Genomic DNA, 13,411 nt, shown 5'->3' with positions numbered 1-13,411 from the left:
ACCCTCGGGCCCACCTTGCGTCCACTGCCTGGCCAGCCTGTGCAAGGATTCGCTCATGCCCCGACGCCTGACCCACGCCCTGCTGCTCCTCATCGGCTTCGCCCTGGCGCTTGCGGCCTGCAGCCGCATCGACCTGGCCTACCGCAACCTCGACCGCCTCGTGCCCTGGTCGCTGGACGATTACCTGGACATGAACCGCGAGCAGAAACAGCTGCTCGACGAACGGCTCAGGCAACAACTGGCCTGGCACTGCAAGACGCAACTGCCCGGCTACCTCGACTGGCTCGACCGGGTGCGGCTGATGGTGGCCGATGACGCGGTCACCGACCAGGCCCTGGAGCAACGCACCCTCGAAGCCCGCCAGGCCATCGGCCGGGTGGCCACGGCGATCACCCCCTCGGCCACCGAACTGCTGCGCGGGATGAGCGACTCCCAGGTCGCCGAGATGCGCCAGGCGTTTCGCGCCGACATCGACAAGCGCCGCAAAACCTATGACGAAACCCCGCTGCCCAAACAGATCGAACAGCGCGCCGTGCGCATGCAGAAACGCCTGGAACCCTGGCTGGGTGAACTCAGCGCGCAGCAACGCTTGCGGGTGATGAGCTGGTCCCAGGCCCTGGGCGACCAGAGCCGCCAGTCGATCGCCAATCGCGCACACTGGCAGCAGCAACTGGTGCTGGCAATGGACCAGCGCGCCACGCCCGGCTTCGAACCGCGCCTTGCGCAACTGCTGCAGCGCAAGGAAAGCCTGTGGACGGCGGAGTACCGCCAGGCCTATGAGAACAGTGAACAGCAGGCGCGCAGCCTGCTGGTCGATCTGATGAAGCAGAGCAGCCCTGCGCAGAAGCAGTTCCTGCAACAGCGCCTGAGCAAGGTGCGGGCGGATTTCAGTGAGCTCAAGTGCCTGAAAGGTTGAAGCCATCCTGCTCTCATGGAACAAAACGTATTTCCTTGATTTAGCCGGGACAGCGTGGGAGCGGGCTTGCCCCGCGATCACCGGCATAGCCGGTGCCATACGCCGCATCGCGGGGCAAGCCCGCTCCCACGCTGACGATGCTTGCAGCTTTGTTCCCTGCGCGACGGGTTGGGCGATCTCCTACAGGCTTTGCGTGATGATCTAGCGCCCCTTGCGCCGATACGGAAACACATCGATCACCTTCCCTGCCCGGATCGCCTCCTGCAAGCTTTTCCAGTAATCAGCGTCATACAGCTCGCCATGCAGGCGGCTGAACAAGCGGCGCTGGCCGATATCAGCGAACAGGAACGGTGGAAACTCCTCGGGGAACACATCGTGCGGCCCGATCGAGTACCACGGCTCGCCCGACATCTCGTCCTCCGGGTAGCGCGGTGGCGGGATATGGCGGAAGTTGACCTCGGTGAGGAAGCTGATCTCGTCGTAGTCATAGAACACCACCCGGCCATGGCGGGTTACGCCGAAATTCTTCAGCAGCATGTCGCCGGGGAAGATGTTGGCCGCCGCCAGCTGCTTGATCGCCAGCCCGTAGTCCTCCAGCGCCTCCAGCACCTGGGCTTCGCTGGCCTGTTCGAGGTAGAGGTTGAGCGGGGTCATGCGCCGCTCGGTCCAGCAGTGACGGATGAGTACCGTGTCACCCTCCAGCGCCACGGTGGAGGGCGCCACCTCCAGCAGCTCGGCGAGGCAGTCGGGATCGAACTTGGCGCGGGGGAAGCGAAAATCGGCGAACTCCTGGGTGTCGGCCATGCGCCCGACACGATCCACGCTCTTCACCAGGCGATATTTCTCGATCACCGTGGCACGATCAACGGTCTTGGATGGCGAGAAACGGTCCTTGATGATCTTGAACACGGTGTTGAAGCCCGGCAGGGTGAACACGCTCATCACCATCCCGCGCACCCCCGGCGCCATGAAGAAGCGGTCGTCGCTGTTGGCCAGGTGGTTGATCAGCGCGCGGTAGAACTCCGACTTGCCGTGCTTGTAGAAGCCGATCGAGGTGTACAGCTCGGCGATGTGCTTGCCCGGCAGGATGCGCTTGAGGAAGTTGACGAACTCCGCCGGCACCGGCACATCGACCATGAAGTACGAACGGGTGAAGGAGAAGATGATCGACACCTCCGCCTCGTCGGTGATCAGCGCATCGGCCTCGATGCCATGGCCTTCGCGGTGCAACAGCGGGATCACCAACGGCCACTGCTCGTCCTGGGTGTACAGGCGCCCGACCAGGTAGGCGCCCTTGTTGCGGTAGAGCACCGGAGTGAACAGCTCCACCGCCAGCGCCGGGTCCTTGCACACCCAGTCGGGCAGGCATTCACGCAGTTGGTCCTGCAACCGCGACAGATCGCCCTCCAGGTCCCCGTAGGGCACATCGAAGCGGTAATCGGCGAAGATCGCCCGCAGCAATCCCTTCAGTCCGCCATCCAGTGCATAGGTACGCGTCTGCGCCGCGCGTTCGTGGCCACGCATTGACGGGCGGGTGGTGTGGATGAACATGCAGCCGTCGCTGATCTGGTCATGGCTGAACAGGCTGCAGAACAGCGAGTTGTACCAGGTCTCGGACAGCTCATCATCCAGCCGCGGGTCGATCAGGCGGATGTAGGCGTTCTTCACCAACGGCCACTGCTCGACGTCCAGCAGCTGGGAGGGTTCGAAGCCCTGGCGCAGCCAACCGTTGACCTCGGCGACCTTCTCTTCGTAGAGGTTGATCCGCGCCGCCGCGGCGTGCTGGATGTCCTGCCAGCGGGCCTGCTCGAAGCGCTCGCGGGCACCGAGGGTGATGCGGCGAAAATGCTCGCGGTAGTCGTCGAAGCCATCGAGGATCATCCGGGCGATGTCGGCGGCGGGCCAGGGTTGGGTCATGCGCGGGATCTCATGGCAAGTTGAGTTAGATAGCTTAGTCGTCCGTAAGCGGCTCGCAGGCTGTGTAAGCCTTATCGCGGGGCAAGCCCGCTCCCACGCCGCCAGTGTTCCACACGTGGGAGTGGGCTCGCAGGCGATAAGGCTTACACAGCAAGAAAGCACAAGAATCCCGCTTGCCCACTGACGTACACTCGCGCCCCTGCCCCACCGCCGGAGACCACCCGTGAGCCCCATCGCCCTTGCCCGCCTGCTGACCCTTGCCGCCGTCTGGGGCGCCAGCTTCCTGTTCATGCGCATCATCGCCCCGGAACTTGGCACCGTGCCGACCGCCTTTTTCCGCGTATCGATCGCCTGTCTGGGGCTGATCGCCATCCTCGCCGCCGCCCGCGTGCGCTGGAGTTTCGAGGGCAAGCTGGGCGCCTGCCTGGTGCTGGGCATGATCAACTCGGGCATTCCGGCCACGTTCTATTCCGTGGCGGCGCAGGTGCTGCCGGCGGGCTATTCGGCCATTTTCAACGCCACCACGCCACTGATGGGCGTGCTGATCGGCACCTTGTTCTTCCGCGAGGCGATGACCCTGCCCAAGCTCTGCGGGATCTTCCTCGGCCTGTTCGGCGTCGGCATCCTCAGCGGCGCCGGCCCGGTGGCGCTGGATATGGCCCTGGTGCAAGGCGCCCTGGCGTGCCTGGCGGCGACCACCTGCTACGGTTTCGCGGGTTTCCTGGCGCGGCGCTGGGTGGGAACGCTGGACAGCCGCCTGTCGGCCCTGGGCAGCATGCTCGGCGCCACCCTGCTATTGAGCCCGCTGTTCGCCTGGAGCGCGCTGACCCAGCCACCAGCGAGCTGGGGCGGCTGGCAGGTGTGGCTGTCGCTGCTGGGCCTGGGGCTGCTGTGCACCGCCTTCGCCTACATCCTGTACTTCCGCCTGCTGAACGAGATCGGGCCGGTCAAGGCCAGTACCGTGACCTTCCTGATCCCGGTGTTCGGCGTGCTGTGGGGCGCATGGCTGCTGGATGAACCGCTGTCGATGGCGCACTTGTATGGCGGCCTGCTGATCGCCGCGGCGCTCTGGCTGGTGCTGCGCCCGGCACGGTCATGACGTGGGAGCGGGCTTGCCCCGCGATTGCGTCAGGCCAGGCAACAAAACAACCTGGCGAACGCATCGCGGGGCAAGCCCGCTCCCACCGGATCATCTCAAGCTTCGGCGGTGCGCAACGCCGGCTTGCGGAACACGAACAGCAACCCGACCACGATCAACCCCATTCCCAGCAAGCTGAGCGGCGCCAGGCGATTACCGAAGATGGCGAAGTCCATCACCGCCGTCACCGCCGGCACCAGATAGAACAGGCTGGTGACATTGACCAGGTTGCCACGGGCGATCAGCCGGTACAGCAGCAGCGTGGCCAGCAGCGAAACCACCAGCCCCATCCACAGCAGCGCGCCGATGAAGCTGGCGTTCCACTCGACATGCAACGGCTGGAACGGCGCGAACAGCGCGCACAGGGCAAACCCGGCCAGGTACTGCAGCGGCAAGGTGCCCATCGGGTTGTCGCTGATGCGCTTCTGCAGAATCGAGCCGAAGGTCATGCTGGCCAGCGCCAGCAGGGCGAACAGCATGCCCGCCAGGGACACCCCGCCAAGGTTGATGCCCTGGTAGACCACCATCACCAGGCCGCCAAGCCCCAGGCCCAGGCCGAACAGCCGGCTCCAGGAACGCTGGCGCTCCATCAGCACCACGGTAAGGATCGGCTGCACGCCCATGACCGTGGCCATGACGCCGGGGGTCACATGGGTATTGAGCGCCAGCAGGTAGAAGATCTGGTAGGCGCCCAGCAGCACGCAGCCGGTCCCCAGGGCGCGAACAATGCCGCCCCGGGTACGGGGCCAGCGCAGGCCAAGTAACGGACCGATCAGCAACAGACCGAAAAGCGCCAGGGCCGAACGCAGCAGCAGGAAGGCGAAAGGACTGGCCTGGGTCAGGCCGAGCTTGGAAACGATCGCCCCGCTGCTCCACAGCAGGACGAACAGACTGGTAGTGGCCGCCGAGGCCACGGATGCTTTGTTGAAAAAAGACATGTATTGCCACCTGTATACGGGCAAATGAGCCGTACGGAGGGCCTATCGCGACTTGCGGGGATAGCCGACCGTGTTCAGTAGGTTGCGAGTGCGGTGGGGAGCGGCCAGCGGCCGATCAGCCCAACACCACGACTGCGCAAGGAGGCGGAGCTACGCCGCCTACGACGCCACTGACAGGTGGTGGGTAGTGACTGATCATGGCCGGCTGCTGGCTGCCACGCACGACCACGCCCGCGACAGGCGCGAGAACGTAAGCAGTGGTGGAAGGGATGGCAGGCATGAACAGGTCTTCTGGGAAGAGGGTGTTTCGGAATATAGCGGGGGAATCATCGCGGGGCAAGCCCGCTCCCACCAGGAGCGGGAACGCGCTTGCACAACCGGATCAGAACAGCCAGCGGTACAGCGCGTAGGCGACGACAACCGCCAGCACCGGCCGCAGCACGCGGTAGGCCTTGGGGTTGGCGCGTTTGAACTGCTTGACCCGGGTGCTGATGACGTTGCTGAAGCGCTTGCTCCAGGCGTAGGCCTGGTTGATCCCGCCGACGCGCTCGTCATCGGTGTTCTGCGGCGCGGTGGCGCGACCGAGGAAGGCGCTGACCTTGCGGTTGATGCGGGTCATCAGCGGGCTGTTGAGCGGGCGCTCGACGTCGCAGAACAGGATCACGCGAGTGACATCGGTCTCGTTCTTGACCCAGTGCACGAAGGTCTCGTCGAACATCACGTCCTCGCCGTCACGCCAGGCGTAGGGCTGGCCGTCGACGTAGATGCGGCAGTTGTCCGAGTTCGGCGTGGACAGGCCCAGGTGGTAGCGCAGGGAGCCGGCGAACGGGTCACGGTGCGGGTTCAGGTGGCTGCCGCCGGGCAACAGGGCGAACATCGCACCCTTGACGTTGGGGATGCCGCTGACCAGCTCGACGGTCTTCGGGCACAGCGCCTCGGCCGAGGGCAGCGGCTTGTCGTACCACTTCAGGTAGAAACGCTTCCAGCCCTTCTTGAAGAACGACCCGAAGCCGGCGTCGTTGTCTTTCTCCGCCGCGCGGATGTAGCCCTCGTCGAACAGGCGCATGGCCTCTTCGCGGATCACCTCCCAGTTGTCCTTGAGCACGTCCAGCTCGGGAAAACGCTGGCGGTCCAGGTAGGGCTTGGAAGGCACGCCGGAGAACAGGTACATCAGGCTGTTGTAGGGGGCGAACAGCGCCGAATGGTTGACGAACTGGCGCAGCACCGGCAGGCGCGCCTTGCCGCGCAGGTGCACGAACAGCACGCTGCCGAAGAACACCAGCAGGACACCTGCCTTGGCGACGAAGGAAAAGGTCATACAACACTCCTTGGAGGGGAAATCTGGCCATCCCCAGATAGCCGGACATCATAAACCCATCCGGGCCGGGTAAAAACAACCGGTGCCGGATCGCAGTGTCAAGGATTGTGCAATAAAGGAATGAGGCCGACATTGCGCCGGATCAGCGGTGGCCCGGATATCCCGGGCCCCGTTCGCGGCACAAGGCCGCTCCTACAGGCGAGCGCAACCTCCTTGTAGGAGCGGCCTTGCGCCGCGATGGGCTGCGCAGCAGCCCCAGGCTTACTGCTGGGTTTCCTGCTCGGTGAACATGTCGCTGAACAACATGCTCGACAGGTAGCGCTCGCCCGAGTCCGGCAGGATCACCACGATGGTCTTGCCCTGCATCTCGGGTTTCTCGGCAAGGCGCACCGCCGCCGCCATCGCCGCGCCGCAGGAGATGCCGCAGAGGATGCCCTCTTCCTGCATCAGGCGGATGGCCATGGCCTTGGACTCGTCCTCGGTGACGGTCTCGACCTGGTCGACGATCGACAGGTCGAGGTTCTTCGGCACGAAACCGGCGCCGATGCCCTGGATCTTGTGCGGGCTGGGCTTGAGTTCCTCGCCGGCCAGGGTCTGGCTGATCAACGGCGAGTTCACCGGTTCCACCGCCACCGACAGGATCGACTTGCCCTGGGTGTGCTTGATGTAGCGTGACACGCCGGTGATGGTGCCACCGGTGCCGACGCCCGCCACCAGTACATCGACCGCGCCGTCGGTGTCGTTCCAGATCTCGGGGCCGGTGGTCTTCTCGTGGATGGCCGGGTTGGCCGGGTTGTCGAACTGGCCCGGCAGGAAGTGCTGGGCAGGATCCGAGGCGACGATCTCGTTGGCCTTCTCGATGGCGCCCTTCATGCCCTTGGCCTTGTCCGTCAGCACCAGTTCGGCGCCCAGTGCCTTCAATACCTTGCGTCGCTCCAGGCTCATCGAGTCCGGCATGGTCAGCACCAATCGGTAGCCACGGGCGGCGGCGACGAAGGCCAGGCCGATGCCGGTGTTGCCCGAGGTGGGTTCGACGATGGTCATGCCCGGCTTCAGCTTGCCGCTGCTCTCGGCGTCCCAGATCATGCTCGCGCCGATCCGGCACTTCACCGAATAACCCGGGTTGCGCCCCTCGATCTTGGCCAGGATGGTCACTCCGCGCGGGGCGATGCGGTTGATCTGCACCAGCGGCGTGTTGCCGATGGAATGTGCGTTGTCGGCGTAGATACGGCTCATGGCAGGGGTCCTTGAACATGAAAGAGCAGGGAAAACCATGAGGGTAAGCCTGCAACGGGGGAGCGTAAAGCCCGTTCGAACTCGATGAAGAGGCCCGTGGTCAACCACACATCCCGGTGCGGAGAATCATCATGAAAGCACGTTATCGCTGGCCATTGATCGGCCTTGCCAGCCTGGTCGCGCTGCTTGTGACGTTGCACCTGGCCCTCCCCTACCTGGTTCGCGACTACCTGAACGACAGGCTGGCCGACATGGGCGACTACCGTGGTCAAATAACCGACGTAGACCTGGCCTGGTGGCGCGGCGCCTACCAGATCAACGGCCTGAACATCGTCAAGGTCAGCGGCAAGGTCCCGGTTCCCCTGCTCGATGCACCGCTGATCGACCTGTCGGTGAGCTGGCATGCGCTATGGTACGACCGCGCCGTGGTCGCCGAAGTGACCTTCGTGCGCCCCGAACTGAACTTCGTCGATGGCGGCAACAAGCAGAACTCGCAGACTGGCCAGGGTACCGACTGGCGCCAGCAGCTGGAGAAATTGCTGCCCATCACCCTCAACGACGTGCGCATCGAACAAGGCACCGTGACCTTTCGCAACTTCAACTCCAAACCGCCGGTCGATCTAAAGGCCACACGGCTGGAGGCCAACATCCGCAATCTGACCAACGTGCGCGATGAAAAAGGTCGGCGCGACGCCAGCTTCGAAGGGACGGCCTTGCTCCTGGGCGATGCCGAGGTCGAGAGCAAGGCGACCTTCGATCCGTTCAGCGACTTCGACGACTTCCAGTTTCGCCTGCGCGCCAAGGGCATCGAACTGCGCCGACTCAATGACTTTGCCAGCGCCTATGGCAAGTTCGACTTCAATGCTGGACACGGCGATGTGGTGATCGAGGCCGAAGCAGAAAACGGCTGGCTAAAAGGCTATATCAAACCGCTGCTACGCAATGTCGATGTGTTCAACTGGCAACAGGATGTGCAAGAACAGGACAAAGGATTCCTGCGTTCGATCTGGGAGGCGCTGGTGGGCGCCACCGAGACCGTGCTGAAGAATCAGCCGAAAAACCAGTTTGCCACCCGCGTAGAACTCAGCGGCAGTGTGCACAAGCAAGAGATCAGCGCGTTCGAGGCGTTCCTGCAGATCCTGCGCAACGGGTTCATCCAGGCGTTCAATGCACGTTACGAACAACCCGAACCCAAATCCGACTGAGTCGACAGTGACGGACCATTCAGGGACTGAATACCCGGTCTGCGTTTGCAGGCGGCGGGTGCGGGGTTATAGTCGCTGACACATCAATAAACATGCGTTGGCTGCACTGCCCTCATCGCGGGACAAGCCCGCTCCCACAGGTTGCGCTCAAATCCTGTGGGAGCGGGCTTGCCCCACGATGAGTCAGGCCCAGCCACCCAGAGGATCGGTTCATGAAGTTCGAAGGCACCCGCGACTACGTCGCCACAGACGACCTGAAGCTGGCGGTCAACGCGGCCATCACCCTGGAGCGCCCGCTGCTGGTCAAGGGCGAGCCGGGCACCGGCAAGACCATGCTCGCCGAGCAGCTCGCCGCCTCCTTCGGCGCCCGCCTGATCACCTGGCACATCAAGTCCACCACCAAGGCCCACCAGGGCCTGTACGAGTACGACGCGGTCAGCCGCCTGCGCGACTCGCAGCTGGGCGTGGACAAGGTCCACGACGTGCGCAACTACCTGAAGAAGGGCAAGCTGTGGGAAGCCTTCGAGGCCGACGAGCGGGTGATCCTGCTGATCGACGAGATCGACAAGGCTGACATCGAGTTCCCCAACGACCTGTTGCAGGAACTCGACAAGATGGAGTTCTACGTCTACGAGATCGACGAGACCATCAAGGCCAAGCAGCGCCCGATCATCATCATCACCTCCAACAACGAGAAGGAATTGCCCGACGCCTTCCTGCGCCGCTGCTTCTTCCACTACATCGCCTTCCCCGACCGCGCCACCCTGCAGCAGATCGTCGACGTGCACTACCCGAATATCAGCCAGTCGCTGGTCAGCGAGGCGCTGGATGTGTTCTTCGACGTGCGCAAGGTCCCGGGCCTGAAGAAAAAACCCTCCACCTCCGAACTGGTCGACTGGCTCAAGCTGCTGATGGCCGACAACATCGGCGAAGCCGTGCTGCGCGAACGCGACCCGACCAAGGCCATCCCGCCGCTGGCCGGGGCCCTGGTCAAGAATGAGCAGGACGTGCAACTGCTCGAGCGCCTGGCCTTCATGAGCCGGCGCGGCAACCGCTGACAGGAGCCGGGCCATGCTGCTCAACCTGTTCAATGAAATGCGCGCGGCCAAGGTACCGGTGTCGGTGCGCGAGCTGCTCGACCTGCATCACGCCCTGCAAAAGGGCGTAGTATTCGCCGACATGGACGCCTTCTACTACCTGGCCCGGGCCATCCTGGTGAAGGACGAGCGCCATTTCGACAAGTTCGACCGGGCATTCGCCGCCTACTTCAAGGGGCTGGAGAACCTCGACCGGCATATCGAAGCCCTGATCCCCGACGACTGGCTGCGCAAGGAGTTCGAGCGTTCGCTGACCGACGAGGAACGGGCGCAGATCCAATCCCTGGGTGGCCTGGACAAGCTGATCGAGGAATTCAAGAAGCGCCTCGAAGAGCAGAAGGAGCGCCACGCCGGCGGCAACAAGTGGATCGGCACCGGCGGCACCAGCCCGTTCGGCTCCGGCGGCTTCAACCCCGAGGGCATCCGCGTCGGCGAGGCCGGCAAGCGCCAGGGCAAGGCGGTGAAGGTGTGGGACCAGCGCGAGTACAAAAACCTCGACGATCAGGTCGAGCTGGGTACGCGCAACATCAAGCTGGCCCTGCGCCGCCTGCGCAAGTTCGCCCGCGAAGGCGCCGCCGAGGAGCTGGACATCGACGGCACCATCGACCACACCGCCCGTGACGCCGGCCTCTTGAACATCCAGATGCGCCCCGAGCGGCGCAACACGGTCAAGCTGCTGTTGCTGTTCGACATCGGCGGTTCGATGGACGCCCATGTGAAGGTCTGCGAGGAACTGTTCTCGGCCTGCAAGACCGAGTTCAAGCACCTGGAGTACTACTACTTCCACAACTTCATCTACGAGTCGGTGTGGAAGAACAACCTGCGCCGTACCTCGGAGCGCTTCTCCACCTTCGACCTGCTGCACAAGTACGGCGACGACTACAAGGTGGTGTTCGTCGGCGACGCGGCCATGGCGCCCTACGAGATCACCCAGCCGGGTGGCAGCGTCGAGCACTGGAACGAAGAGGCCGGGTATGTGTGGATGCAGCGCTTCATGGAAAAATTCAGGAAGATCATCTGGATCAACCCGTATCCGAAGCAGGCCTGGGAGTACACCGCTTCGACCCATCTGGTGCGGGACCTGATCGAGGACAGGATGTTTCCGCTGACCTTGCAGGGGTTGGAGGATGGGATGCGTTACCTGTCCAAGTAGTGTTTTTCAGGGCCGGCCCTATCGCGGGGCAAGCCCGCTCCCACGTCCAGACCTCGATCAGGCGTGGGAGCGGGCTTGCCCCGCGATAGGGCCGATAGCTTCATCCCCAACGGCTCAGATAAACCTGCTGCTCCCGCCATGCTTCATCCTGCACCACCGCCCGAAACCGCACCACTGCCCCCGGCATGCACTGTGCCAGCTGCGCCAACGCCAACGGCGTCAACGCCCCCAGCCGTGGATACCCACCGATGGTCTGCCGGTCATTGAGCAACACGATCGGCTGCCCGTCCGGCGGCACCTGCACGGCGCCGAGCGGGATCCCCTCGGAGATCATCGGCGCGCCCTGGTAGACCAGTTGTGGCCCGAGCAGGCGAATGCCCATGCGGTCGGCACGGCTGTCCAGCGTCCAGTCACGGTTGAACGCCTCGAACAGGCTGGTGCCACCGAAGTCGCCGATCTGCGCGCCCATCACCAGGTCCAATACCGGATTCTCGGCATACACCGGCCGCAGCGCTTCGGGCACGTGGGAGTGGGCTACTTCCGCGATGGCTCCAGCAGCATGCAGTACCTGCCCTTTCACCAACGCCCTACCCTGACCGTCTACTCCACCCAGCTCTTCCCGCACCACTGTGGAGCAACTCCCCAGCACCGACTCGCCCACAAACCCGCCCGGCACCGCCAGATAAGCACGTACCCCTTGGCGAGGCTGACGCAGCGTCAGGCGCTGGCCCTTGCCCAGGTTGAAACTGGTCCAGGGCGCCACGGCCTGCCCGTCGATCTGCGCATCCAGGTCAGCCCCGGCCAGCGCCAGCACGCAGTCCTGCTCGGCAACCACGCTGAAGCCGCCAAGCGCAATCTCCACCACGGCGCTGTCCAGCGCATTGCCCAGCAGCCAGTTGGCCCAGCGCATTGCCACCCAGTCCAGCGCGCCACCCTGGGTCACGCCCAGGTGCCGCACACCGAAACGCCCGGCATCCTGCAACAGGCACAGCGCGGTGCTGGCCTCGACTCTCAACTGGCTCATGCCTGGGCCTCCAGCGGGCTGTCGTCACCGCCCAGGTTGATGAATTCGGCCCGTTCAACGGCCACGAAACGTACCCGATCGCCAGGCTGCAGCAGGCTGTAGCCCTCGCGCTCGCGGTCGAACAGGCGCAGCGGCGTGCGACCGATCAGGTTCCAGCCACCCGGCGACACGGCCGGATAGGCGGCGGTCTGGCGCTCGGCGATGCCGACGCTGCCCGCCGCCACGCGCTTGCGCGGGGTGCTCAGGCGCGGCGTGGCCAGGCGTTCGTCGACCAGGCCCATGAAGCCGAAACCCGGCGCGAACCCCAGGGCGAACACCGGGTAGTCGCGAGCACAATGCAGGCGGATCACCTCGGCCTCGCTCATCCCCCCGCGCGCGGCCAGCACCGGCAGCTCTGGGCCGACACTGGCGTGGTACCACACCGGGATCTCGTGCCGGCGCCCGGCCTGGCCGGCATCCGGCCGCAGGCCCTGCAGCGCCTGCAGGATGCGCTGGCGCGCCTCGCCCGGTGCCAGGTCGAACTGCACCATCAGCGTGGTGTAGGACGGCACCAGGTCGATCAGCTGCTGGCCGAAAGCATCCCGCAAACGCTGGCTGGCGGCGAGGATCCACGGCATGTTGCCTTCATCGATGGCATCGAACAGCCGCACCATCAGGCTGTCGATGGCCACCACCTCGATACGTGGCGTCATGCTTGCTCCAGTGCATCCAGGGCCTGGCGGATCTGGCGCACGGCGGCCACCGAGCCGTCGTTGTCGCCGTGCACGCACAGGGTGCTGGCGTTCAAGCGCACATCGCTGCCGTCGTCAGCCAGCAGGGCCTCGCCCTTGGCCAGGCGCAAGGCCTGCTCGACCACCAGCGCCGGATCGTGGTGCACAGCGTTCGGCAGGCGCCGCGACATCAGGTGCCCGCTGGCGGTGTAGCCACGGTCGGAGAAGGCCTCGAACCACAGTGGCACGCCGACTTCGTCACCCAGGGCCTGGGCGGCGCTGTCGTCGGCGGTGGCCATGAGCATCAGCGGCAGGCCGCTGTCGAACGCCGCCACGGCCTCGAGCACGGTGCGCAGGATGTCCGGGTTGGCCATCATGTCGTTGTACAGCGCGCCGTGAGGCTTGACGTAGGCCACCCGGCCGCCGAGCACCCGGCAGATGCCGTCCAGGGCGCCGATCTGGTAGTGCAGCAGGTCGCGGATCTCGTCGCTGCTGCAGGCCATGGAGCGACGGCCGAAGCCCATCAGGTCCGGGTAGGCCGGGTGCGCGCCGATAGCCACCCGGTGCTCCAGGGCCAGGGCCACGGTGCGGCGCATGGTGCCCGGGTCGCCGGCGTGGTAGCCGCAGGCGATGTTGGCGCAGTCGATGAATGGCATGACCTTGGCGTCCTGGCCCATGCGCCAGTTGCCGAAGCTCTCGCCCATGTCGCAATTGAGTAGCAGGCGTTTCACCTGGCGGACCTCCGTATCAATGTTCATG

12 protein-coding genes are annotated in these 13,411 nt (G+C 64.7%); 5 read left to right on the top strand and 7 right to left on the bottom strand.

Translation table 11 applies throughout. The annotated features are described in order from the left end of the window. Positions 1–55 precede the first annotated feature (55 nt). Positions 56–916, top strand: a complete 861-nt coding sequence (locus K2O50_RS06805; RefSeq protein WP_050706821.1) for a DUF6279 family lipoprotein — start codon at positions 56–58, stop codon at positions 914–916. A 201-nt stretch (positions 917–1,117) separates the two neighbouring features. Here the strand turns inward: K2O50_RS06805 and aceK are convergent, their stop codons facing one another. Continuing rightward, complete coding sequence (gene aceK, locus K2O50_RS06800) at positions 1,118–2,833, bottom strand: bifunctional isocitrate dehydrogenase kinase/phosphatase (protein ID WP_050706822.1); 1,716 nt, start codon at positions 2,831–2,833, stop codon at positions 1,118–1,120. 223 nt (positions 2,834–3,056) lie between these two features. Between aceK and K2O50_RS06795 the strand changes: the two genes are divergently transcribed. Beyond that, entirely contained in the window at positions 3,057–3,932 is an 876-nt protein-coding gene (locus K2O50_RS06795; RefSeq protein ID WP_050706823.1) for a DMT family transporter, read from the top strand. A gap of 95 nt (positions 3,933–4,027) precedes the next feature. Here the strand turns inward: K2O50_RS06795 and K2O50_RS06790 are convergent, their stop codons facing one another. From K2O50_RS06790 to cysK, 3 genes are all read right to left on the bottom strand, one after another. After that, positions 4,028–4,909, bottom strand: a complete 882-nt coding sequence (locus tag K2O50_RS06790) for a DMT family transporter (RefSeq protein WP_050706824.1) — start codon at positions 4,907–4,909, stop codon at positions 4,028–4,030. A gap of 382 nt (positions 4,910–5,291) precedes the next feature. Further along, complete coding sequence (locus tag K2O50_RS06785) at positions 5,292–6,227, bottom strand: aspartyl/asparaginyl beta-hydroxylase domain-containing protein (protein ID WP_028693043.1); 936 nt, start codon at positions 6,225–6,227, stop codon at positions 5,292–5,294. 261 nt (positions 6,228–6,488) lie between these two features. Next, the gene (gene cysK / locus K2O50_RS06780) at positions 6,489–7,463 is read right to left on the bottom strand and encodes a cysteine synthase A (RefSeq protein WP_050706825.1); all 975 of its coding nucleotides are present in this window, start codon (positions 7,461–7,463) and stop codon (positions 6,489–6,491) included. A 131-nt stretch (positions 7,464–7,594) separates the two neighbouring features. Between cysK and K2O50_RS06775 the strand changes: the two genes are divergently transcribed. From K2O50_RS06775 to K2O50_RS06765, 3 genes are all read left to right on the top strand, one after another. Beyond that, the gene (locus K2O50_RS06775) at positions 7,595–8,668 is read left to right on the top strand and encodes a DUF748 domain-containing protein (RefSeq protein WP_050706826.1); all 1,074 of its coding nucleotides are present in this window, start codon (positions 7,595–7,597) and stop codon (positions 8,666–8,668) included. Between the two features lie 212 nt (positions 8,669–8,880). Then, complete coding sequence (locus K2O50_RS06770) at positions 8,881–9,726, top strand: MoxR family ATPase (RefSeq protein ID WP_011535085.1); 846 nt, start codon at positions 8,881–8,883, stop codon at positions 9,724–9,726. Between the two features lie 13 nt (positions 9,727–9,739). Beyond that, positions 9,740–10,918: a VWA domain-containing protein gene (locus K2O50_RS06765; RefSeq protein ID WP_050706827.1), complete on the top strand. Its 1,179-nt coding sequence runs from the start codon at positions 9,740–9,742 to the stop codon at positions 10,916–10,918. A 100-nt stretch (positions 10,919–11,018) separates the two neighbouring features. Here the strand turns inward: K2O50_RS06765 and K2O50_RS06760 are convergent, their stop codons facing one another. Genes K2O50_RS06760 through K2O50_RS06750 form a run of 3 tightly spaced genes read right to left on the bottom strand, consistent with a single transcriptional unit; the run spans position 11,019 to position 13,410 of the window. Then, positions 11,019–11,942 carry a biotin-dependent carboxyltransferase family protein gene (locus K2O50_RS06760; RefSeq protein WP_050706832.1) on the bottom strand — a complete coding sequence of 308 codons (924 nt, stop codon included), beginning with the start codon at positions 11,940–11,942 and terminating at the stop codon, positions 11,019–11,021. Further along, positions 11,939–12,634, bottom strand: coding sequence for a 5-oxoprolinase subunit PxpB (pxpB, locus tag K2O50_RS06755; protein WP_050706833.1), 696 nt, complete (start codon positions 12,632–12,634; stop codon positions 11,939–11,941). Before pxpB ends, K2O50_RS06760 begins: the two co-directional genes overlap by 4 nt. Beyond that, positions 12,631–13,410 (bottom strand): 5-oxoprolinase subunit PxpA, encoded by a 780-nt coding sequence (locus K2O50_RS06750; RefSeq protein ID WP_050706834.1) that lies wholly within the window; start codon positions 13,408–13,410, stop codon positions 12,631–12,633. Before K2O50_RS06750 ends, pxpB begins: the two co-directional genes overlap by 4 nt. Between the last annotated feature and the right edge of the window lies 1 nt (position 13,411).

This window comes from Pseudomonas sp. 2hn (genome assembly GCF_019646095.1).
Classification (GTDB): Bacteria; Pseudomonadota; Gammaproteobacteria; order Pseudomonadales; family Pseudomonadaceae; genus Aquipseudomonas; species Aquipseudomonas peradeniyensis.
This window is presented reverse-complemented; position numbering and strand designations above follow the sequence as displayed.